Annotated in this window: 19 protein-coding genes; 7 read left to right on the forward strand and 12 right to left on the reverse strand. The window is 75.8% G+C overall.

Going from position 1 to position 22,476, the window contains the following annotated elements:
• The first annotated feature begins 59 nt into the window (after window positions 1-59).
• The 3 genes from JIG38_RS10550 (at window position 60) to JIG38_RS10560 (ending at window position 2,612) form a co-directional block, all read left to right on the forward strand.
• Window positions 60-950 (forward strand): glutamate ABC transporter substrate-binding protein, encoded by an 891-nt coding sequence (locus tag JIG38_RS10550; protein WP_199423776.1) that lies wholly within the window; start codon window positions 60-62, stop codon window positions 948-950.
• Between the two features lie 133 nt (window positions 951-1,083).
• Window positions 1,084-1,734 (forward strand): amino acid ABC transporter permease, encoded by a 651-nt coding sequence (locus JIG38_RS10555; protein ID WP_199423777.1) that lies wholly within the window; start codon window positions 1,084-1,086, stop codon window positions 1,732-1,734.
• Complete coding sequence (locus tag JIG38_RS10560) at window positions 1,731-2,612, forward strand: amino acid ABC transporter permease (protein WP_199423778.1); 882 nt, start codon at window positions 1,731-1,733, stop codon at window positions 2,610-2,612. Before JIG38_RS10555 ends, JIG38_RS10560 begins: the two co-directional genes overlap by 4 nt.
• 31 nt (window positions 2,613-2,643) lie before the next feature.
• Here JIG38_RS10560 and rny read toward each other — a convergent pair whose 3' ends face one another.
• From rny to JIG38_RS10595, 7 genes are all read right to left on the reverse strand, one after another.
• Window positions 2,644-4,104: a ribonuclease Y gene (gene rny, locus JIG38_RS10565; RefSeq protein ID WP_199423779.1), complete on the reverse strand. Its 1,461-nt coding sequence runs from the start codon at window positions 4,102-4,104 to the stop codon at window positions 2,644-2,646.
• A 51-nt stretch (window positions 4,105-4,155) separates the two neighbouring features.
• Window positions 4,156-4,743 carry a regulatory protein RecX gene (locus JIG38_RS10570; protein WP_307844799.1) on the reverse strand — a complete coding sequence of 196 codons (588 nt, stop codon included), beginning with the start codon at window positions 4,741-4,743 and terminating at the stop codon, window positions 4,156-4,158.
• A 98-nt stretch (window positions 4,744-4,841) separates the two neighbouring features.
• A complete protein-coding gene (gene recA / locus JIG38_RS10575; protein ID WP_199423780.1) occupies window positions 4,842-5,882 on the reverse strand; it encodes a recombinase RecA in 1,041 nt (346 codons plus the stop codon).
• 307 nt (window positions 5,883-6,189) lie between these two features.
• Window positions 6,190-7,044, reverse strand: coding sequence for an ABC transporter permease (locus tag JIG38_RS10580; RefSeq protein WP_307844800.1), 855 nt, complete (start codon window positions 7,042-7,044; stop codon window positions 6,190-6,192).
• Window positions 7,044-7,853 (reverse strand): ABC transporter permease, encoded by an 810-nt coding sequence (locus JIG38_RS10585; protein WP_199423781.1) that lies wholly within the window; start codon window positions 7,851-7,853, stop codon window positions 7,044-7,046. Before JIG38_RS10585 ends, JIG38_RS10580 begins: the two co-directional genes overlap by 1 nt.
• On the reverse strand, window positions 7,853-8,824 hold the full coding sequence (locus JIG38_RS10590; RefSeq protein ID WP_199423969.1) for an ABC transporter ATP-binding protein: 972 nt from the start codon (window positions 8,822-8,824) through the stop codon (window positions 7,853-7,855). Before JIG38_RS10590 ends, JIG38_RS10585 begins: the two co-directional genes overlap by 1 nt.
• Window positions 8,825-8,948: 124 nt before the next feature.
• The gene (locus JIG38_RS10595) at window positions 8,949-9,176 is read right to left on the reverse strand and encodes a DUF3046 domain-containing protein (protein WP_199423782.1); all 228 of its coding nucleotides are present in this window, start codon (window positions 9,174-9,176) and stop codon (window positions 8,949-8,951) included.
• Between the two features lie 110 nt (window positions 9,177-9,286).
• On the opposite strand from JIG38_RS10595, the gene JIG38_RS10600 reads away from it, so the two are divergent.
• Window positions 9,287-14,323, forward strand: coding sequence for an Lhr family ATP-dependent helicase (locus JIG38_RS10600; RefSeq protein ID WP_307844802.1), 5,037 nt, complete (start codon window positions 9,287-9,289; stop codon window positions 14,321-14,323).
• On the forward strand, window positions 14,323-15,180 hold the full coding sequence (locus JIG38_RS10605; protein ID WP_199423783.1) for a DNA-formamidopyrimidine glycosylase family protein: 858 nt from the start codon (window positions 14,323-14,325) through the stop codon (window positions 15,178-15,180). The genes JIG38_RS10600 and JIG38_RS10605 overlap by 1 nt, the downstream gene beginning before the upstream one ends.
• Window positions 15,181-15,281: 101 nt before the next feature.
• On the opposite strand, the gene JIG38_RS10610 is transcribed toward JIG38_RS10605, so the two are convergent.
• From JIG38_RS10610 to pgsA, 3 genes are all read right to left on the reverse strand, one after another.
• Entirely contained in the window at window positions 15,282-15,620 is a 339-nt protein-coding gene (locus tag JIG38_RS10610) for a helix-turn-helix domain-containing protein (RefSeq protein ID WP_199423784.1), read from the reverse strand.
• 346 nt (window positions 15,621-15,966) lie between these two features.
• A complete protein-coding gene (locus JIG38_RS10615; protein ID WP_199423785.1) occupies window positions 15,967-16,476 on the reverse strand; it encodes a CinA family protein in 510 nt (169 codons plus the stop codon).
• Window positions 16,473-17,039 (reverse strand): CDP-diacylglycerol--glycerol-3-phosphate 3-phosphatidyltransferase, encoded by a 567-nt coding sequence (gene pgsA / locus JIG38_RS10620; RefSeq protein ID WP_199423786.1) that lies wholly within the window; start codon window positions 17,037-17,039, stop codon window positions 16,473-16,475. Before pgsA ends, JIG38_RS10615 begins: the two co-directional genes overlap by 4 nt.
• A 130-nt stretch (window positions 17,040-17,169) precedes the next feature.
• Between pgsA and JIG38_RS10625 the strand changes: the two genes are divergently transcribed.
• Window positions 17,170-18,528 (forward strand): CapA family protein, encoded by a 1,359-nt coding sequence (locus JIG38_RS10625; RefSeq protein ID WP_307844803.1) that lies wholly within the window; start codon window positions 17,170-17,172, stop codon window positions 18,526-18,528.
• A gap of 42 nt (window positions 18,529-18,570) precedes the next feature.
• Here JIG38_RS10625 and JIG38_RS10630 read toward each other — a convergent pair whose 3' ends face one another.
• Both JIG38_RS10630 and JIG38_RS10635 read right to left on the reverse strand, forming a co-directional pair.
• The gene (locus JIG38_RS10630; protein WP_199423787.1) at window positions 18,571-21,213 is read right to left on the reverse strand and encodes an FtsK/SpoIIIE family DNA translocase; all 2,643 of its coding nucleotides are present in this window, start codon (window positions 21,211-21,213) and stop codon (window positions 18,571-18,573) included.
• A gap of 78 nt (window positions 21,214-21,291) precedes the next feature.
• Entirely contained in the window at window positions 21,292-21,702 is a 411-nt protein-coding gene (locus tag JIG38_RS10635; protein ID WP_199423788.1) for a hypothetical protein, read from the reverse strand.
• Between the two features lie 78 nt (window positions 21,703-21,780).
• Here JIG38_RS10635 and JIG38_RS10640 point away from each other — a divergent pair, with 78 nt between their 5' ends.
• Window positions 21,781-22,470, forward strand: coding sequence for a TetR/AcrR family transcriptional regulator (locus tag JIG38_RS10640; protein ID WP_199423789.1), 690 nt, complete (start codon window positions 21,781-21,783; stop codon window positions 22,468-22,470).
• Window positions 22,471-22,476 lie beyond the last annotated feature (6 nt).

Here is a 22,476-nt window from a genome sequence, read left to right on the forward strand (position 1 = left end):
ACGACCGACCAGCACGTTCACGCCCCAGCACCCCGGGGCACGACAGAAGGGACGACACCATGCGCTCACGGAGAGGAGCCGTCGCGGTGCTCGCCGCGATGACGCTCGCGCTCACCGCCTGTGCCGGCGACGCCGAGGAGCCCGAGGCCGAGGACACCGCGGCCGGCACCGAGGAGGAGCCCGCCGAGGAGATGGCCGAGTTCCCGGAGGGCTCCACGATGGCGGAGCTCGCCGAGGCGGGCTCGATCACGGTCGGCACCAAGTTCGACCAGCCGCTGTTCGGCCTCGTCGGGCCCGACGGCGTGCCGCAGGGCTTCGACGTCGAGATCGCCAAGATCATCGCCGACGAGCTGGGCATCCCGGAGGACGGGATCGAGTGGGTCGAGACCATCTCGGCCAACCGCGAGTCCTTCATCGAGAGCGACCAGGTCGACATCGTCGTCGCGACCTACACGATCAACGACGACCGCAAGCAGCGGATCTCCTTCGCGGGCCCCTACTACGAGGCCGGCCAGTCGATCCTCACGCTCACCGAGAACGAGGACATCCAGGGCCCCGAGGACCTCGCGGGCAAGAAGGTCTGCACCGTCTCGGGCTCGACGCCCGAGAAGAACCTCCTCGAGAACTACCCCGAGGCCGAGGTCGTGCCCTTCGGCACCTACGCCGAGTGCATCGACCCGCTGCGCAACGGCCAGGTCGACGCCGTGAGCACGGACAACGTCATCCTCGCGGGCTTCGCGGCGGACAACGACGACCTCGAGGTGCGGGGCGAGCCCTTCACGCAGGAGCCGTACGGCATCGGTCTCGCCAAGGACGACACCGACTTCCGCATGTGGATCAACGACGTGCTCGAGGCCGCGTACGAGGACGGCCGCTGGACCGAGGCGTGGGAGTCCACCGCCGGCAGCGTGCTGCCGACGCCCGAGCCCCCGGCCGTCGACCGCTACTGAGCGAGCAGTCCTGACCACGCCCCGGTCCGTACGGACCGGCTGACCACCGGCGTCGTCCGGCCGCCGTACCCCCGCCCTCGCGCGGCGGGTGCGGCGGTCCGGCGTCGCCGCCCGATCGCGAGGAGACGTCCGCGTGGACGTGATCGTCGACAACCTGCCGACGTACCTGCAGGGGTTCGCCACGACCCTGCGGCTGACGGTGTACTCCGGCGCCCTCGCGCTGCTGGCGGGGCTCGTCCTCGCCGCGCTGCGCGTCTCGCCGCTGCGCCCCCTGCGCGCCTTCGCGGCCGTCTACGTCGAGGTCCTCCGGAACACTCCGCTGACCCTCGTCTTCTTCGGGCTCGTCTTCGTGGCCCCCCAGTTCGGGATCATCTCGCCGCTGGGCTTCTGGACCGCCGTGATCTGCCTCTCCGCCTACACCGCCGCGTTCGTCGCGGAGGCGGTCCGGTCGGGCATCAACAGCGTCGGCATCGGCCAGGCGGAGGCCGCGCGCGCGATCGGCCTGACGTTCGGCCAGACGCTCACGCAGGTCGTCCTGCCCCAGGCGGTGCGGAGCGTCATCCCGCCGCTCATCAACGTCTTCATCGCCCTGGCGAAGAACACCTCCGTCGCCGCCGGGTTCGCGGTCGTCGAGCTCATGGCCCAGGGCCGGCGCCTCGGCACCGCCAACGCCGCCGACGGGCTCTGGGTCCTCGCGGGCGTCGCGCTCTTCTACCTCCTCATCACCATCCCGCTCGGCCTCATCGCCGGCGCCGTCGAGCGGAAGGTGGCGTTCTCGCGATGAGTGCCGTCCTGTACGACTCCCCCGGCCCTCTCGCCCGTCGCCGCGAGCTCTGGGGCTCCGTGGTCGGCGGCGCGGTCCTGCTCGGGCTCGTCGCGCTCGCGGCGTGGTACGCCTCGGGCCGCGGCGTCTTCGGTGCCGAGCGATGGGACGTCCTGTACGACCCGCCCAAGAACCAGTCCGCGGCCGACGTGTGGGACTCGATGATCGTCCGCGGCCTCGGCGCGACCCTGCGCGCCGCTGCGGTCGCGGCGCCCCTCGCCCTCGTCCTCGGGCTGCTGCTGGCGCTGCTGCGCACCGCCCGCCACGCCGTCCTGCGGGTGCCCGCCGTCGTGGTCATCGAGCTGTTCCGCGGGCTCCCCGTGCTGCTCATGATGTTCTTCGGGCTCATCGGGTTCGGCTGGGACTCGTTCGGCGCCGTCGTCTTCGGGCTCACCGTCTACAACATGGCGATCATCGCCGAGATCCTCCGTGCAGGGCTGGCGGCGCTCCCCAAGGGCCAGGCCGAGGCGGCCTACGCGGTGGGTCTCACGCGGCGGCAGACACTGCTGTCGGTGCTGCTCCCCCAGGCCGTGCGGACGATGCTGCCGAGCCTCATCGCGCAGCTCGTCGTGCTGCTCAAGGACTCCTCGCTCGGCTTCATCGTGGGCTACCCCGAGCTGCTCAAGTCCATCCAGAACAACGGGCAGTTCTTCGGCAACGACTACTACGTCGCGCTCTTCGTCGTGGGCGCCGGCATCTACCTCGCGGTGAACCTGGCGCTGTCGTGGCTCGCGCGGTGGATCCAGCGCCGTACGACGCGGACGTCGGCCGCACCCGCGCAGGTCGACGTGCTGAGCACCCAGTCGATCGCGGGCACCGGATCCGCGGGCCCGGCCTGAGGCACCGCCGGCGTCGGGACGGGCCGCCGCGTCAGCCGGCGGTCGCGCTGGCGCGGAGCTCCCGGACGACGGTGACCGTGATCTCGCCCGGGTAGGACAGGTCCTTCTCGATCTGCCGGGCGATGTCGGTCGCGAGGCCGGGCAGGGCACGGTCGTCGACGACGTCGGGCTCGACGACGACGCGGACCTCGCGACCCGCAGCCATCGCGACCGCCCGCCGCACGCCGTCGTGCGCGACGACCAGCCGCTCGAGGCTGTCCATGCGCTCGATGTACTGGTCGAGCTCCTCGCGCCGCGCTCCGGGGCGCGCCGCCGAGCACGCGTCGGCCGCCTGCACGAGCACCGCCTCGACCGACTCGAGCGGCACCTCGTCGTGGTGGGCCGCGATCGCGTTGACCACCACGGGTGACTCGCCGAGTCGGCGCGCGAGGTCGGCACCGACGAGCGCGTGGGTGCCGCCCAGCTCGGCGGTGAGCGCCTTGCCGAGGTCGTGCAGCAGCGCGGCCCGCCGGGCGACGTGCTCGTCGGCGCCGATCTCGGCCGCCATGAGCCCCGCGATCTGCGCGCTCTCGACGAGGTGCGCGAGGACGTTCTGGCCGTAGCTGGTGCGCAGGCGCAGACGCCCGAGGGTCCGCACCAGCTCGGGGTGCAGACCGCGCACGCCCGCCTGCTCGGCGGCGTCGTGCCCGGCGGCGTCGGCGCGGTCGTCCGCCCCGGCGAGCGCCTCGGCGTACGCGATCTCGATGCGCTGGGGGTGGATCCGACCGTCCGCGAGCAGCGCCTCGAGGGTCGCGGCCGCGACCTCACGGCGCTCCGCGTCGAAGCTCGACAGGGTGACGGAGTCGGCCGTGTCGTCGACGATGACGTTGACGCCCGTGAGGGCCTCGAAGCTGCGGATGTTCCGCCCCTCCTTGCCGATCACCCGGCCCTTCATCTCCTCCGCGGGCAGCTTGACGACGGTGACGACGCTCTGGGCGCTCGTCGGTCCCGCGACGCGCTGGACCGCGGTCGCGACCACGCGGCGAGCACGCTCCTCGGCGACCTTGCGGGCCCGCGCCTCGATCCGTCGGACCGCCGCGGCGGCGTCGTGGGTGGCGAGCTCGGTCGCCAGCCGCACCTGCTCGGCGCGCGCCTCCTCGGACGACAGCCCGCTCATCGCCTCGAGGGCCGAGGCGACCTCCGCCTCGGCCTCGCGCCGCACTCGCGCCGCCTCGGCCCTGTCGGCCTCCGCCTCGGCGGCACGGGCACGCGCCTGCTCGAGCGCCGCCCGCGCGTCCCGCCGCTCGCCCGCGACGTCCTTCTCGAGCTCGACGACACGCTCCTCGCGTCGCTGCGCGTCCGCGAGCAGCGCGGACGCCTCGGTCCGGATGCTCGCGACGTCCTCGGTCGCGCGACGCCGCACGACGTCGGCCTCGCGACGGGCGAGCAGGACGAGGACGAGAGCGACGAGGCAGGCCAGGAGCAGGACGATCACGATCGCCGCCTCACCCATGTGCACCTCTTCCGTGCCGGGCGGTCCGGTGGGACACCTCCGCCCGGCCGCTCAGTCGACCTCCGCCTCGAGGTCGTCGAGGCCGCGGCCCCTATCGTCCACCATCTCGCGCACCAGCCGGGACGACAGGCCGGAGGAGTAGCCCTTGCGTCCGAGCATCGCCATCGCGCGGCGTGCCTGGGCCTGCGGGTCCACCCCGGGCCCGGAGCGCCAGCGCCGCCGCAGCAGCTCGCGCGCCGCCTGCTCCTCGGTCTCGTCGTCGACCTGCGCGAGCGCCTCCTGCGCGTGCTCGTCCGCGATGCCCTTGCGCCGCAGCTCCTGGGCGAGCGCCCGCCGCGCGAGGCTCCGCGACGCCTGCTGCGACCGGACGAGCATCTGCGCGTACTCGGCGTCGTCGACGAGCCCGACCTCGGTGAAGCGGTCGAGCAGGCGGGCGGCGAGGGCCTCGTCGACCCCGCGACGTGCCAGCGCCTCCTCGAGCTGGTGCCGGCTGCGGGGGGCAGCCGCGAGCTGGCGCAGCAGGATCGCGCGCGCGACCGACTCCGGGTCCGGCTCGGGGTCCACCGACGCCGCGCTGCCGGGGGGCAGGTCCTCGGGCTCCGGGGACGGCCGCGGCCGCCGGCGGGACGAGAAGGTCACGCGATCACCTCTCTCGTCGCACCGGCGGCCGCAGCGCGCACGTCAGCGGTCCTCGGGAACGGCCCCCGGGGTCGGCCGCCCTCAGCGGTCGACCGTCCTCAGAAGTCGACGCCGGCGGCAGGGTCGGCGGGGGCGTCGACGCGTGCGCCCACCCCCAGCTTCTCCTTGATCTTCTTCTCGATCTCGTCCGCGAGGTCGGGGTTGTCGCGCAGGAAGCCCCGCGCGTTCTCCTTGCCCTGGCCGAGCTGGTCGCCCTCGTACGTGTACCAGGCGCCCGACTTCCGGATGAAGCCGTGCTCGACGCCGAGGTCGATGAGCCCGCCCTCGCGCGAGATGCCGACGCCGTAGAGGATGTCGAACTCCGCCTGCTTGAAGGGCGGCGCCATCTTGTTCTTGACGACCTTGACGCGGGTCCGGTTGCCGACCGCGTCCGTGCCCTCCTTGAGGGTCTCGATGCGGCGGATGTCCATGCGGACGGACGCGTAGAACTTCAGCGCCTTGCCACCCGTCGTCGTCTCGGGCGAGCCGAAGAAGACGCCGATCTTCTCGCGGAGCTGGTTGATGAAGATCGCCGTCGTGCCCGACGCGCTCAGCGCGCCGGTGATCTTGCGCAGCGCCTGCGACATGAGGCGGGCCTGGAGGCCGACGTGGCTGTCGCCCATCTCGCCCTCGATCTCGGCCTTGGGCACGAGCGCCGCGACCGAGTCGATGACGACGATGTCGATCGCGCCGGACCGGATGAGCATGTCCATGATCTCGAGCGCCTGCTCGCCCGTGTCCGGCTGCGAGACGAGGAGCGCGTCCGTGTCGACGCCGAGCTTCTTGGCGTAGTCGGGGTCGAGCGCGTGCTCGGCGTCGATGAACGCCGCGATGCCGCCGGCCTTCTGCGCGTTGGCGACCGCGTGCAGCGCGACCGTCGTCTTGCCGGAGGACTCCGGGCCGTAGATCTCGACGACGCGGCCACGCGGGAGACCGCCGATGCCGAGCGCGATGTCGAGCGCGATGGACCCGGTCGGGATGACCTCGACGGGTGCGCGGCCCTCGTCGCCGAGGCGCATGATCGAGCCCTTGCCGAACTGACGGTCGATCTGGCCGAGTGCGGCCTCGAGGGCCTTGGTACGGTCTGCGGGAGCGGGCATGTGTCACCTCGGTGGTCGTGGGCCGCCCGGCTCCGGGCTGCCCGTCTGGCTCTGCTGGTGAGCCCTCCGGGGAGGGCGTCGTCGTGCTCGATGTGGTGTCGTGGTGACGCTACGCCCGACCTCCGACATCCCCGTCGAGGGCCCGTCGGGCCTGGGGACGCGGACCCTGCCGCAGCACCGTGTGGACAGCCTAGCCGAACAGGTGTTCGACGTCGCGCACCCCGCCGCGACACGCCGACGCCACTCCCCGACCGGGCGGACGGCGCGCGCCGACGTATGCCGATGCGTGCCGATGCGCGCCCGCCGCTCAGCGCAGCAGGAGCCGCTCGATGCGCCGCGCGGTCCAGGCCGTGCCGATCGCGCCCATGACCGCGAGGTACGCCACGTGCACGAGGATCCCCGCGTCGACCTGACCGAGCATGAGGTCCCGGACCATGGCGACCCCGTGGTACAGCGGGGTCGCCTGGACGACCCACTGCAGCGCGGGCGGGTAGGTCGCGAGCGGGTAGAAGGTCGCCGAGAACAGGAACATCGGCAGGATCGCGAGCTGGACGAAGTCGAAGTCCGCCCACGACCGCATGTACGTCGTGGTCGCCATCCCGATCGAGGCGAACGCCCAGCCGATGAGCGTGGCCGCGGGGACGGCGAGCAGCGCGGTCCAGGACGTCACCGTGCCCGCGAGCGCGGCGACGACGAGGAAGGCGCCCGAGTACACCAGGCCCCGGAGCAGGGCCCACGAGATCTCGCCGACGGCGACGTCCCGCGGCCCGAGCGGCGTCGAGAGGACGGAGTCGTACAGCCTGGCGTACTTGAGCTTGAAGAACACGTTCGTCGTCGAGTCGAAGACGGCGCCGTTCATCGCCGACGCGGCGAGCAGCGCCGGCGCGACGAACACCGCGTAGGGGACCGTGCGGCCGCCACCCGCATCGACGTCCCCCACGAGCGCGCCGATGCCCACGCCCATGGAGAACAGGAAGAAGACGGGCTCGAAGAAGCCCGAGACGATGACCGACCACGTGCGGCGGAAGGACCGGTAGTTGCGCTCGACGAGCATCCTCGCCATGCCCGCGCCCGCGGGCAGCGGCAGGGCGCGCGCGACCGCGTGCGCCCATCCGCCCGCGGGTGCACCGCGCCGCTGGTCCTGCGCCGTGCCGGTCGCCACTAGATCACCATCCGTCGCCGCAGGACGCGCTCCGACGCCCACATACCGACCACGAGCCACAGGACGAGGTAGGCGACGTGGCCCAGGAGGGGCCCGGGCGTCACGGTGCCCAGGACGAGGTCGCGGCAGGCCTCGACCGCGTGCCACAGCGGCGTGACCCAGGCGAGGGGCTGCAGCCACCCGGGCAGCTGCTCGACGGGGAAGAACGTGCCGGCGAACAGCTGCATCGGCATGACGACGAAGCGGAACAGGAGGACGACGCCCTGGTCGCTGGTGAGCCCGGCCGAGTAGGCGTAGCAGCACGCGGCGAAGCCCATCCCGCCCAGCACGGCGACGGGGAGGGACAGCAGGCCCCACGGCGAGCGGACGAGGCCGAGCAGCGCCGCGACCAGGAGGAACACCCCGCACGCGACGACGAGCCGGACGAGCACGTAGGCGAGGTGACCCCGGACGACGTCGCGCACGCCCAGCGGGGTCGCGAGCATGCCCTCGTAGAACCGCTGCCACTTGATCGCGCCGATGACCGAGAACGTCGTCTCGCCCGCGGCGACCTGCATCGCCGTCGCGGCGAGCACGCCGGGTGCGACGAACAGCACGTAGGGCGTCCCGTCGATGCCGCCCGACGCACGGTCGACGAGGGCGCCCAGCCCGAAGCCCATGCCCGCGAGGTAGAGCAGCGGCGTGAGGAAGCTCGAGATCGCCGAGCCGACCCAGACGCGCCGGTACTGCGCGAGCCAGTGCCCGGTGACGGCGCGCCAGCCGCCCGTCCCCCGGGCCGCCTCGGCGCGCGCGGGTGCGTGGACCGCCATCAGTCCACCAGCGTCCGGCCGGTGAGGTGCAGGAAGACGTCCTCGAGGGTCGAGCGCCGCACGAGCGCCGACAGGGGCTCGACACCGCGACGCCCGAGCTCGGACTGGGCGCGCTCGCCGTCGTCGGTGTACAGCAGGAGCCGGTCCGGCAGGACCTCGACGCGCTCGGCCACGCCCTCGACGGCGCCGACGTGCTCACGGTGGTCGTCGCTGTCGAAGCGCAGCTCGAGCACCTCGCGCGTCGAGTGCTCCTCGATGAGCGCGCGCGGGGAGCCCTCGGCCACGATGCGCCCGTGGTCCATGACCACGAGCCGGTCGCACAGCTGCTCGGCCTCGTCCATGTAGTGCGTCGTGAGCACGAGGGTCACGCCCTCGCGCTTGAGGCGGAAGAGCCGGTCCCACAGGACGTGCCGTGCCTGCGGGTCGAGGCCCGTCGTCGGCTCGTCGAGGAGCAGGATCCGCGGGCTGTTGACCAGGGCGCGCGCGATCGTCAGACGGCGCTTCATGCCCCCCGAGAGCGGCTCGACGACCGACCCGGACCGCTCGGAGAGCTGCGCGAACTCGAGCAGCTCGGTCGCGCGACGGCGGACCTCGGCGCGCGAGAGGCCGAAGTAGCGGCCGTAGACCCAGATGTTCTCCTCGACGGTGAGCTCCTCGTCGAGCGTGTCGCGCTGCGGCACGACGCCGAGCTGCGCGCGGATCCGCGGACCCTGCGTCGCGGGGTCGAGGCCCATGACGCGCAGGCTGCCCGAGGTGGGCGGCGAGACGCAGCCGATCATCTTCATGGTCGACGACTTGCCCGCCCCGTTGGGCCCGAGGAAGCCGAAGGCCTCACCGGGACGCACGTCGACGTCGATGCCGTCGACCGCCGTGAAGTCGCCGAAGCGCTTGACGAGGCCACGCGCGGTGATGAGCGAGCCGGTCGGCTCCGTCGGGTCCGCCGGTCCGGGGGCCCCGGCCGGGTCGGTCACGCCCGGGGTGTCGGTCGCGGTGCGCGCGCGCGAGGTCTCGTGAGCCACGGCGCGACGCTACCCCTCCCGTCCGACACGGTCGCGGTCATTCCCGGACGTCGGGAATGGGGACAGCAGGGCGGGGTCAGCGTGGACGCGGCGCGCGGTGGACGCTGCCCCAGCGCTCGGCCGGGGGCACCTCCATCGCGTCGCAGAGCGCGCGCCAGACCGTGCGCGGGTCCTCGCCGTCGTCGAGCGCCTGGACGCTCGTGCGGTCGCCGAGCGCGCCGAGCACCTGGTCCTGCGTGAGCGTCCGGCCCATGCGCGGGCCGAAGACGTCGTCGACGAGGTCCCAGAACTCGCTGTAGCGCACGCGACCAGGGTGCCACGCCCCAGGCGGCGCGACCGACGGCCGCCCGTCGGCGCCCGACGTGTGCGGACCGCGCGCAGGACGGTGTCGGCGCCCCGGGACACAATGTGCCGGTGAGCGCGGGCGTGCGGGAGGACGAGGCGACCGGCTCGCGCGCGCCCGCGGCGAGCCTCGCGCGCTTCTCGGAGGCCACGAGGTCGTGGTTCACCGGCGCGTTCGACGCGCCGACGGCCGCGCAGGCCGGCGCGTGGGACGCGGTCGGGGGCGGCGAGCACGCCCTCGTCGTCGCCCCGACCGGCTCGGGCAAGACCCTCGCGGCGTTCCTCTGGGCGCTCGACCGGCTCATGACCGAGCCGCCGCCCGCGGACCCGCTGCAGCGGTGCCGCGTCCTGTACGTCTCGCCGCTCAAGGCCCTCGCGTCCGACGTCGAGCGCAACCTGCGGTCCCCGCTCGTGGGCATCCGCCAGGCCGCGACGCGGCTCGGCCTCGAGGTGCCGGACGTGACGGTCGGGATCCGCACGGGCGACACGCCGCCGAACGAGCGTCGCGCGTTCGCGACCCGCCCGCCGGACGTGCTCATCACGACGCCCGAGTCCCTCTTCCTCATCCTCACGTCGGCCGCGCGCAGCGGGCTCGCGGGGGTGCGGACGGTCATCGTCGACGAGATCCACGCGGTCGCGGGGACGAAGCGCGGGGCGCACCTCGCCGTGAGCCTCGAGCGCCTCGACGCGCTCCTCGACGCCGGCACCGAGGACGGCAGCCCGCGGCCCGCCCAGCGCGTGGGGCTCTCGGCCACCGTGAGCCCGGTCGCCGCCGTCGCCGGCTTCCTCGGCGGTGCCCGCACGCCCGCCGAGGGCGGACGCCGCGTCGCGGTCGTCCAGCCGCCGTCGACCAAGGTCGTCGACGTCCGGGTCGTCGTCCCGGTCCCGGACCTCACGCAGCTCGGCACGGCGGTGGGCACGCCCGGCCTGCCCGACGCCGCCGGGAGCGGCCCGCGCGGTGCGCGCGGGCAGCACGGGGCCGGCGGACCGGGCGGACGCGGAGGCGGTCCGCGCGACGACGGTCCGGACCTCTCGGGCAGCGCCGCGGGGGCGCCGTCGCGGCCCTCCATCTGGCCGCACGTCGAGGAGCGGGTGGTCGACCTCGTCGCGGCCCACCGCTCGACGCTCGTGTTCACCAACTCGCGCCGGGGGGCCGAACGGCTCACCGCGCGGATGAACGAGGTGTGGGCCCAGCGGCTCGGCGAGGACGTGCCGGACCCGGGGACGCTGCACCCGGCACAGGTGCAGGCGCAGTCCGGCGCGTCGGCGGGGGTCGACACGTCCGACGCGGCCACGATCCTCGCGCGCGCCCACCACGGCTCGATGAGCCGCGCCGAGCGGACGCGGACCGAGTCGGAGCTCAAGGAGGGCCGGCTGCCCGCCGTCGTCGCGACCTCGTCGCTCGAGCTCGGCATCGACATGGGCGCGGTGGACCTCGTCGTGCAGGTGGGCTCGCCGCCGTCGGTCGCCTCGGGGCTCCAGCGGGTCGGGCGCGCGGGCCACCAGGTGGGCGCGGTCTCGCGCGGCGTCGTCTTCCCGACCTACCGGGGGGACCTCGTGCCGGCCGCCGTCATCGCGCAGCGGATGCGCGAGGGCCGCATCGAGCGCCTCGACGTCCCCGCGAACCCGCTCGACGTGCTCGCGCAGCAGGTGGTGGCGATGCTCGCGGTCGAGGAGTGGACGGTCGACGACCTCGCGCGCGTCGTGCGCCGGTCCGCGCCGTTCGCCGAGCTGGGCGAGGCGAGCCTGCACGCCGTGCTCGACATGCTCGCGGGGCGCTACCCCAGCGAGGAGTTCGCCGAGCTGCGCCCGCGCATCGTCTGGGACCGGACGACGGGCGTGCTCACGGGCCGGCCGGGCGCCCTCCGGCTCGCCGCGACGAGCGGCGGCACCATCCCCGACCGCGGCCTCTTCGGCGTCTTCCTGGCGGGCAGCGGCGGCGACGTCCCGGCCGACGAGGCCGCGGGCGGCTCCCGCCTGCGGGGCGGCAAGCGCGTCGGCGAGCTCGACGAGGAGATGGTCTACGAGTCGCGTGTCGGCGACACCTTCACGCTCGGGTCGAGCACCTGGCGGATCGAGGAGATCACGCCGGACCGCGTGCTCGTCAGCCCCGCCCCCGGCGTCCCGGGCCGCCTCCCCTTCTGGAAGGGCGACCAGCCCGGCCGGCCCGCCGAGCTGGGCCAGGCGCTCGGCGCGTGGGTGCGCGAGACCGCCGCGCTGCCCCGCGACGAGGCCGCCCGGCGGGTCGCCGCGACGGGACTGGACGCGTGGGCCGCGGACAACCTGCTCGGCTACCTCGAGGAGCAGCGGGAGGCGGCGGGCGTCCTGCCCGACGACCGGACGATCGTGGTCGAGCGCTTCCGCGACGAGATCGGCGACTGGCGCATCGTCATCCACTCGCCGTACGGGGCGACCGTGCACGCCCCGTGGGCGCTCGTCGTCGGTGCGCGCCTGCGTGAGCGCTACGGCCTGGACGCGGCCGCGATGCACTCCGACGACGGCATCGTGCTGCGGCTGCCGGACATGGTCGCCTCGGGCACGGGGACGTGGGACGCGGCCGAGGCCCGCTGGACCGAGCCGGACACGCCCGGCGTGGACCTCGCCGACCTGCTCATCGAGCCCGACGAGGTGCCCGAGGCGGTCCGCAGCGAGCTCGGCGGCTCGGCGTTGTTCGGCGCGCGGTTCCGCGAGGCGGCGGCGCGGGCGCTGCTCCTGCCGCGCCGGCGCCCGGACAAGCGCCAGCCGCTGTGGCAGCAGCGCCAGCGCTCGGCCCAGCTGCTCTCCGTCGCCGCGCGCTACCCCGACTTCCCGATCCTGCTCGAGGCGGCGCGCGAGTGCCTGCAGGACGACTTCGACGTCGCCGCGCTGACGGACCTCATGCAGGCCGTGGCCGCGCGCCGGGTGCGCGTCGTCGAGGTCACGACGCCGACGCCGTCGCCCTTCGCCCAGTCCCTGCTCTTCGGCTACACGGCGCAGTTCCTGTACGACGGCGACGCGCCGCTGGCCGAGCGCCGCGCCGCGGCGCTCACGCTCGACCCGACGCTGCTCGCCGAGCTCCTCGGCCAGGGCGGGGCCTCCCAGCTCGCGGACCTCCTCGACCCCGACGCGGTCCAGGCCACCGAGGCCGAGCTCATGGGCACGGCCGAGAGCCGCCGGGCGAAGGACCTCGAGGGCGTCGCCGACGTCGTCCGCCGGCACGGGCCGCTGACCCTGGCGGGGGTGCTGGCGCGCACGCGCGAGGAGCACGCGGACGAGGTCCCGGGATGGCTCGCGGAGCTCGCGTCGCGGCGGCGGCTCATCACGGTCCGCCTGGGTGCCGAGGGCACCGAGCACTGGTCGGCGGTCGAGGACGCGGGGCGCCTGCGGGACGCCCTCGGCGCCGCGCTGCCCGTGGGGATCCCCGAGGCGTTCACCGAGATCGTCCCCGACCCGCTCGGCGACCTCGTGCGCCGCTGGGCCCGCACGCACGGCCCCTTCACGACCGCGCAGGTCGCGGAGTGGCTGGGGCTCGGCACGGCCGTCGTCGGCGACGTGCTGCGGCGGCTCGAGTCCCAGGGCGTCCTCGTGTGCGGGCGCCTGCGCCCGGACGTGCTGGGCGGCACCGGCGAGGACTACTGCGACACCGAGGTGCTGCGCACGCTCCGCCGCCGGTCGCTCGCGGCGCTGCGGGCCGAGGTGGAGCCGGTGCCGCAGCAGGCGCTCGGCGTGTTCCTGCCGCGCTGGCAGGGCGTCGTGGACCGGCCGGGCGCGGTGCGGCTGCGGGGCGTCGACGGGGTGGCGCGCGTCGTCGAGCAGCTCGCGGGGGTCGCGCTCCCCGCCTCGGCGTGGGAGACGCTCGTGCTGCCCGCGCGCGTCCCGGGCTACCAGCCCGCCATGCTCGACGAGCTCACCGCGGGGGGCGAGGTGCTCTGGGCCGGGCACGCGTCGCTCGCGGCGCGCGACGGGCTCGTGAGCCTGCACCCCGCCGCGACGGCCGACCTCACGCTCGCGGCGCCGCTCGCCCGCGACGGCGCCCTGGACTCGCCGGTGCACGACGCCGTCCTCGACGCGCTCGCGGGCGGGGGCGCGTTCTTCCTCGACGCCCTCACCGCCCGGGTGGCTGCGCTCACCGGCGCGCAGGAGGACGACGCGGACGACCGGCCGCCCCCGGGTCCCACGCAGGTGGCCGAGGCCCTGTGGGACCTCGTCTGGGCGGGCTGGGTCACCAACGACGGCCTCGCGCCCCTGCGCGCGCGGCTCGGGGGCGGCGGCCGCGGCTCGCGCGGCACGACGCACACCGCACGGCGCACCGCGCCGCGCGGGCGCCTGGTCGGACGCTCGCTCACGGGCGGAGCCCTGCTCGGCGGCGCACGCGTCGGAGGAGCGCGCCCGCGGCCGGCCGGCGGCGGCGCGACGCGGCCCGAGGCGTCCGGGCGCTGGTCGCTGCTCCCCGACCGCGAGGCCGACCCGACCGTGCGGGCGCACGCCCTCGCGGCCCAGCTGCTCGACCGGCACGGCGTCGTGACACGCGCGGTCGCGCCGTCGGAGGGTGCGGGCGCCCAGTTCGGCCAGGTGTACCGCGTGCTCGCCGCGCTCGAGCAGGCGGGGCAGGTGCGCCGCGGGTACTTCGTCGAGCACCTCGGCGGGTCGCAGTTCGCGCTCCCCGGCGCGGTCGACCAGGTGCGCGACGACGCCCGGCCGGTCGCGGAGGGCGAGGAGCCGCCCGCGGTCGTGCTCGCCGCGACCGACCCCGCCAACCCCTACGGGGCGGCGCTCGGGTGGCCGGAACCGCCCGCCCCGCCCGCCGACGGCGCCGAGGGACGGCACCGACCGGGGCGGAAGGCGGGCTCGGTCGTCGTCCTCGTCGAGGGTGCGCTCGTGCTCTACCTCGAGCGGGGCGGCCGGACCCTGCTCTCGTTCACGACCGACCCCGGCACCCTCGCGCGCGCGGCGCGCGCGCTCGCCGGGGCCGCGCAGGACGGCCGGCTCGGCCGCCTCACGCTCCAGCGCGCCGACGGCGCCGACCTGCTCGACCGCGCGGCCCTGGCGACGCCGCTCGCCGCCGCCCTCGCGCAGGCGGGCTTCGGGACGACGCCGCGGGGGCTGCGGCTCGACCCCGGGCGGCGCTGATGCCCGAGGGCGACATCGTCCGCCGCGCCGCGCTGCGCCTCGGGGCGGCGCTCACCGACGGCCCCCTCGTGCGCGCGGAGCTGCGCTGGCCGGACGCGGCGGGCGTCGACCTCGTGGGCCGGACGGTCCTCGACGTGCACTCGTACGGCAAGCACCTGCTCATGCGCCTCGACGACGGCCGCACGCTGCACACGCACCTGCGGATGGAGGGCACCTGGCGCCTCGCCCGGACGGGGACCGCGGGGGCGGGCGGTCGGGGGGCGTTCGTCCGCGCCGTGCTGGCGACCGAGCGCTGGACCGCGATCGGCGACCGCCTCGGGATGCTGCACGTCGTCCCCACGCGCGACGAGCGGACGCTCGTCGGGCACCTGGGCCCCGACGTCCTGGCGCCGGACTTCCCCACCGCGGGCCTGCCGGAGGCGCTGCGCCGGTACGCCGAGCGCGGCGCGACCCCGGTCGGCGAGGTCCTGCTCGACCAGACGGTGCTCGCGGGGCTCGGCACCGTCTGGATGTCCGAGTCCCTCTACGCGCGCCGCACGTGGCCCTGGACGCCCGCGGACGAGGTCGCCGACCCGGCGACCCTCGTCATGACCGCCCGCACGCTCATGGAGCGCAGCGTCGCCGCGGACCTCCCCACGAGCACGGGCGACTCCGGCCGCGGGCTGACCAGCTGGGTGCACGCGCGCCACGGGCGCCCCTGCCGCCGGTGCGGGACGACGATCGACGTCGGGACCGTGCGCAGGCCGCCGACCGAGCGGCCCGCGTTCTTCTGCCCGACGTGCCAGCCGGCGCCGCCCGGTGCGCCCGAGCCGGGCCTGTGGCGCCCGCGCGGCCAGGCGATCGGGCCGCGCGCCTGATCGCGGGGTCCCGCGCCGCAGCGCAGCCGCCGCCCCGGGCCGAGACGCACCGCAGCCCCGGGCCAGTGGCCCGGGGCTGCGGTGGATGACTGCTGCGGCGCTCAGCCGACGGGAGCGAGCTCGCCCCGCGCCGACCACGAGCCGCTGCGCGGGTCGCGGAGGCAGGACGTGAGGTCGACGGGCACCGTGTCGGGGATCGTCAGGCCCTCGGCGACGGCGACGCGGTCGCTCACCTCGCGCAGCACGAGCGACAGCGGCACGTCGAGCGCGTCGCAGATCGAGCCGAGGAGCTCCGAGGAGGCCTCCTTCTGCCCGCGCTCGACCTCGCTGAGGTAGCCGAGGGACACGCGCGCGGCAGAGCTGACCTCGCGCAGCGTGCGGCCCTGGCGCTGGCGGGCACCACGGAGCACGTCTCCGATCTCGCGTCGAAGGACGACCATCGGACGACCTCCCTCCGTGTGTGGCGGCACCGGCACCACCGGTGTCGTGCTGCGTCCGCCCGGCCGGACCCCGGCCGAGGAGGTCCTACCGTACCCCGCGGGGCGGACAGGTTCACGGCGGTGGCCCTGCTGCGCCCGGTTCGTCGTCACGACCGGTTCAACGTCGGGGCACCCCCGGCTGTTCCCCGCGTCGTCACGGCCCGCTGACGTGCCGTCCCCGTGCACCGTCGGCGGCGCTCCGGGCCGTCCGTGACCAGGCACGACGTCGCGTCCGGGACCCGGCGGGGGGCGGGGGGCGCCACGCGGGCGTCGTCCGGGCGCCGCGGCCGAGTGCGGGGCGCCCGCCTCAGGCCGGGCCGTCGTCGTCGTCACCCACGCGGCGCAGCGCCAGCGCGAGCGCCGCGTCGCGCGCCCCGGACCGCACGGCGGCGCGCCCGCCGGGGACCGGCGGGGGCGGGCTCGCGACGTCCGTCCCGGACGGCCCGGCGACGGCCACGAAGACGGTGCCCGGGGCGTGCCCGTCCTGCGGGTCCGGGCCGGCGACCCCGGTGGTCGCGAGGCCGTAGGTGGCCCCGAGCCGGGCGCGCACACCCTCGGCCATCGCCGCCGCGACCTCCGGGTGGACGGCGCCGACCCGGGCGAGCAGGTCCGGCGCCACGCCGAGGAGCGCCGCCTTGAGGTCCGTCGCGTACGCCACGACGCCCCCGCGGAAGCACCGGGACGCCCCGGGCACGTCGACGACGGCGGCCGCGAGGGCACCGCCCGTGAGCGACTCGGCGACGGCGAGCGTCGCCCCCGTCGCGGTGAGCCGCGCGACCAGCGCGGCCGCCGGGGACCCGTCGACGCCGGCGCTCATGCTGCGGCCCGGCGGATCTCCCAGCCGCGCCGCAGGTAGTCCACGCCGGTCACGACGGTGACGACGACGGCGGCCAGGAGCACGACCCAGGCGACGACGCGCACCGCGTCGGGGAGCTGGTCGAGGGGCAGCACGAACAGGCCGATGCCGACGGACTGGAGCACCGTCTTGAGCTTGCCGCCCGCCGAGGCGGGGATGACGACGTAGCGCAGCACGGCCATGCGCATCGCGGTGATGCCCAGCTCCCGCACGAGGACGACCACGGTCACCCACCAGGGCAGGTCGCCGAGCGCGGAGAGGGTCACGAGCGCCCCGCCGATGAGCAGCTTGTCCGCGATGGGGTCCATGAGCTTGCCCCAGTCGGTCACCTGGTCGAGGCGGCGCGCGAGCCACCCGTCGAGCCGGTCCGTGCCCGCGGCGAGCGCGAACAGGCCGGCCGCGACCCAGCGCCAGCCCCCGCCGCCGGAGTCCAGCAGCAGGGCGACGAGCACGAGGGGGGCGAGGAGGATCCTGGCGACGGTCACCCCGTTGGCCAGGTTGATGCCCCCGCGCGCTCGAACCACGCCCTCACCCTACGGCGGGCGGCGCCCCCGCGCGGCGGCAGGCGCGCGGTCGGCGTGCCGAGGACCGCCGCCGGACGTGCGCGCGGGAACCGGTCCCGTGCGCCCGCGCCGGGCACTACCGTGAGGGCCCGTGACGCCCCCGGACCGCCCGCCGCGCCGCCACCGACCGGCCGGCCGGGCGGCCGGGCCCGCGCGGGCCGTGCTGGCCGCTCTCGGCGTCGCCGCGGTCCTCGCCCTCGGGCTCGCCGTGACCGGCGTCGTGCCCGTCCCCGCGCTCGCCGGGCTCGCGGAGCGCCCCGGGGGGACCCCCGGCGCCGCGCCGTCGCCCTCGGCCGCGGAGGACCCGACGCCCCGCCCGACGCCCACGCCGAGCCCGACGCCCACGCCGCCCCCGGACGTGTCCTTCACCGTCCTCGCCGCGGGCGACGTCCTGCTGCACGAGCCCGTCATGGCGTCCGCCCGCACGCCGGACGGCTACGACTTCCGGCCGCTGCTGGCACCGGTCGAGCCGTGGGTCGCCGGCGCCGACCTGGCCCTGTGCCACCTCGAGGTCCCCGTGCACCCGGCCGGCGCGACGCCCTCGGGTTACCCCCTCTTCGGCGCTCCCCCGCAGATCGCCGCGTCCCTCGCGGCGGGAGGCTGGGACGGGTGCTCGACCGCCTCGAACCACAGCGTCGACCGCGGCGTGGCGGGCGTCGCGGCGACCCTCGAGGCGCTGGACGCCGCGGGGCTCGGCCACGTCGGCACCGCACGGACGCCCGAGGAGGCCGCGGCGCCGCAGCTGTACGACGTCGTGCGCGAGGGCCGGACCGTCCGCGTCGCCCACCTCGCGGCGACCTACGGCACCAACGGCGTCCCGGTCCCGGCCGACGCGCCCTGGACGGTGACGCTCCTCGACACGGCGTCGATCGTCGCCCAGGCGAGCGCCGCGCGGGCCGCGGGTGCCGACCTCGTGCTCGCGAGCATCCACTGCTGCGTCGAGTACGTCTCCGAGCCGACGCCCGAGCAGACGGCTCTCGCCGCCGAGCTCGCCGCGTCGGGGGTCGTCGACCTCGTCATCGGGCACCACGCCCACGTGCCCCAGACGATCGCCCGGCTGCCCGGCGGTCCGCGCGGCGAGGGCATGTGGGTCGCGTACGGCCTCGGCAACCTCGTCTCCAACCAGGACGGCGACTGCTGCACCCCCCGGACCGACTCGGGCCTGCTGCTCACCGCGACCGTCCGCCAGCCCGCCGACGGGCCGGCGAGCGTCGTCGGCGTGGACTGGACGGCCGTGACGGTCGACCGCTTCGGCGGGCACCGGGTGCTGCCGGCGTCGGCCGCGGTGGCCGCCGGCCAGGGTGCGGGGACGCTCGACGCGGCCACTCTCGCGACCCGGCGTGCGCGCGTCGTCGAGGTGGTCGGGGCGGAGGCCCCGGAGCGCACCGTCGCGCCGACGCCGACCGGCCCCGCGCCCGTCGTCGTCATGCGGCCGGCGCCGACCCCCTGACGGGCGGGGCCGGGGGGCCGCGGCCGGTGCCGCGGCGGGCGGTCAGGCGCGGTCGGTGAGGCTCCAGGCGTCCTCGTCGTCGTCGTCGCCCTCGGTCTGGTCGTAGACGTCGCCGGCCTCGTCCGCGGGCTCCCCGCGCAGCAGCGCGAGCGTCGCGGGCAGGTCGTCCGGCTGGACCAGCACCTCGCGGGCCTTCGACCCCTCGGACGGCCCGACGACCTCGCGCGACTCGAGCAGGTCCATGAGCCGCCCGGCCTTCGCGAAGCCGACGCGCAGCTTGCGCTGGAGCATCGACGTCGACCCGAACTGCGTGGTGACCACGAGCTCGGCCGCCTGCAGGAGGAGGTCGAGGTCGTCGCCGATGTCCTCGTCCACCTGCTTCTTCGCCACGGTGACGGCGACGTCCTCGCGGTAGACGGGCTTGAGCTGGGTCTTGACGTGCTCGACGACGGCGTGGATCTCGCTCTCGGAGACCCAGGCCCCCTGGACGCGCATCGGCTTGGCCGCGCCCATGGGCAGGAAGAGCGCGTCGCCCTGGCCGATGAGCTTCTCGGCGCCCGGCTGGTCGAGCACGACGCGCGAGTCCGTGAGCGACGACGTCGCGAAGGCGAGCCGCGACGGCACGTTGGCCTTGATGAGCCCGGTGACGACGTCGACGCTGGGCCGCTGCGTCGCGAGGACGAGGTGGATGCCCGCCGCGCGGGCGAGCTGCGTGATGCGCTGGATCGACGCCTCGACGTCCCGCGGCGCGACCATCATGAGGTCGGCGAGCTCGTCGACGACGACGAGCAGGTAGGGGTAGGGCGCGATCTTGCGCTCGCTGCCCGGCAGAGGCTTGACCTTGCCCGAGCGCACGCCCGCGTTGAAGTCGTCGATGTGCTTGTAGCCGAACATCGCGAGGTCGTCGTAGCGCGACTCCATCTCGCGGACCACCCACTCGAGCGCCTCGGCCGCCTTCTTCGGGTTGGTGATGATCGGCGTGATGAGGTGCGGGATGTTCTCGTACAGGGTGAGCTCGACCCGCTTGGGGTCGACGAGGATCATCCGGACCTCGTCGGGCGTCGAGCGCATGAGCACCGACGTGATCATCGAGTTGACGAACGACGACTTGCCCGCGCCGGTGGCGCCGGCGACGAGCAGGTGGGGCATCTTCGCGAGGTTGGCGACGACGTACCCGCCCTCGACGTCCTTGCCGACGCCGATGACCATGGGGTGCTCGCTGCGTCGCGCGGCGGACGAGCGCAGCACGTCGCCGAGCGACACGGTCTCGCGGTCGGCGTTGGGGATCTCGATGCCGATCGCCGACTTGCCGGGGATGGGCGAGAGGATGCGCACGTCCGCGCTGGCGACCGCGTAGGAGATGTTGCGGCTCAGCGCCGTGACCCGCTCGACCTTGACGCCCGGGCCCAGCTCGAGCTCGTACCGCGTGACGGTGGGCCCGCGGCTGAAGCCGCTGACCTGCGCGTCGACGTCGAACTGCTCGAGCACGGTCGTGAGCGCCTCGACGACGCGGTCGTTCGCGGCCGACCGGACCTTGTGCGGCATGCCGCGCGCGAGGATCTCCTCGGACGGGAGCGTGTAGACCACGTCGCCCTCGAGCATGGGCTGCTCGCCGCGCGGCAGGGCCGAGGTCGGCGGGGCGACGAGCTCGGTCGACGCGCTCGCTGCGACACCCGCGCCCACCGGGAGGGCCGTCGTCGCGACGTCGTCGGACGCGCCCAGGGCGAGCGCGGCGGCCTCGGCCTCGGCCTCGACCCGTGCGGCCTCGGTGAGCGCCGCGGACTCGAACGCCTCGTCGCCCGCGTACGCGCCGATCTCGGGCGTCTCGGCGTGGTCCGCCCGCGGCGTGCGCGAGCGCCCGAGGCGACGCCGCTTCGGCGCCGCCGCCTCCTGCTGCTCGGCGAGCGTCGGCATCTGCGCGAGGTCCTCGTCGGTGTCCTCGTCGTGCCGGTGGCCGCCCGTGAGCCAGGTGTACGCGGCGCGGAGCCGCGTGCCGATGAGGTGGACCGGCGTCGCCGTGAGCACGAGCAGCCCGAAGAAGCCGAGGAGGAGCAGGAGCGGGACGGTGACCCACGCCGTCACGAGGTGCTCGAGGGGCGTCGCGACGAGGTAGCCGATCACGCCGCCCGCGTCCCGCACGGGCCCGAAGCCGTCGCGCGGGGACGGCAGGTCGTTCGCGAGGTGCACGAGGCCGCACACGGTGAGGAGGATCGCGCCGAGGCCGATCCCCATCCGACCGTTCGCCTCGACGCGCTCGGGGTGCCGCATGAGCCGGACGGCGGCGGCGAGCAGCAGCACCGGGACCGCGACGCCGACGACGCCGAACGTGCCCGCCACGACCGCGTGCACGCCGTCGCCCGCGGCGCCGGCCAGGCCCCACCACTCCCGCGCGGCGACGACGACCGCGAGGCCGACGAGCGCGAAGGCGAGGCCGTCGCGGCGGTGCGCCGGGTCGAGGTCGCGCGCGCCCTGGCCGATCCGGCGCGCGGTCCCGCCGACGAGGTGGGCGCTGCCCATCCACGCGCCACGCACCATGCGGACCGGCAGCGAGCGCGGCCTCGGGGCGGGCGGGGGCGTCCGGCCGGAGCGTCCCTGGCCGGACCCCTGGCGTCCGCCGCCGCCGTCCACCGACGCCCGGCCGGAGCGGCTGGGCGTGGTGCGGGGCGCGGACGTGCGGGTGGCCATGATCCCCAACGTACCTCCCGCCCCCGACCCGGCCCGGGAGGCTGGCGCCGGTGTCGCCGGGCGTCCGGGCACCTCCCGTCAGAGCGCCAGGAGCCCGACCCCGAGGGTCACCACGCCCGCCGCGAGCAGCACGGCGCCCACGGGCAGCAGCACGACCCAGCGGCTCGGCCGCTCGCGTCCGACCCCCATGGCCGAGAAGAAGAACCCGGCGGGCATGACGACCGCCGCGAGGAGCACCCCCGTCTGCCCCAGCCAGCGCCAGAGGCCCGCGAGGTCCGTGGCCTCGCCCAGGATCAGGCAGACGAGGCCGAGCGTGACGAGGACGCCCGCGTGGGCGTGGCCGGCCCGGAAGAAGCTCGTCTGGAACGGCGTGACGGGCACTCCCCCGGTGACCACGCGCACCAGGAAGGCGCCGCCGGACTCGATGGCGACGACGCTGAGCAGGACGACCCCTGCGGTGGTCGCGGCGGCGGCGCTGAGCTCGAGCATCGGGTCTCCTCGGGTCGAATGCGAACGTTGTTATAGAACAGCGTTCCTGAGTGCCGGTCAAGTGCGTAGGATCGGCGCGTGCCCCGCCCCCGGACCCACGACGACGCCCTGCGCGTCCGGCTGCTCGAGGTCACCTCGGAGGTGATCTCGACCGGCGGGGCGGGCGCCGTCACGCTGCGCGACGTCGCCCGCCGGGCAGGGACCTCGCCGTCGGCGGTCTACGCGCTGTTCGGCAGCCGAGACGACCTGCTCGAGGCGGTGGTCGCCGAGGCGTTCCGCCGGTTCGCCGACCACCTCGCGCGGGCCGCCACGTCGGACGACGCGGCCGCGGACCTGCTCACGCTCGGCGTCGCGTACCGGAGCAGCGCGCTCGCGGACCCGCACTTCTACCGCGTGATGTTCGACCGGCCCGTGACGGGCCCGGCAGTCCCGGTCGGCCCCGCGGGCGCTGTCGGGACCGAGGACGGGGACGACGACGGAGCGGTGGCGCCGGCCGGCCGCGCCACCTTCGGCGTGCTGCGCGCCGCGGTCGACCGGGTGCTCCGGGACCCCCGTCCGCAACGGCCCGCCGCGGACGCGACGGAGGCGGCGCTCGTGCTGTGGGGACACGTCCACGGGCTCGTCGCGCTCGAGCTGGCCGGCCTGCTGCCCGGCGGCCCGGCCGAGCGCGAGCGGCGCTACGTGGCCGCGCTCCGCGCCTCGGGCGCGGCGGTCCTCGGCCCCGCGGGGCCGGCCGCCACTCTCGCGGGCCGGACGCCGTCCGCCTGACACCGC

This window comes from Actinotalea solisilvae, from assembly GCF_016464425.1.
In the GTDB taxonomy this organism is placed as follows: domain Bacteria; phylum Actinomycetota; class Actinomycetes; order Actinomycetales; family Cellulomonadaceae; genus Actinotalea; species Actinotalea solisilvae.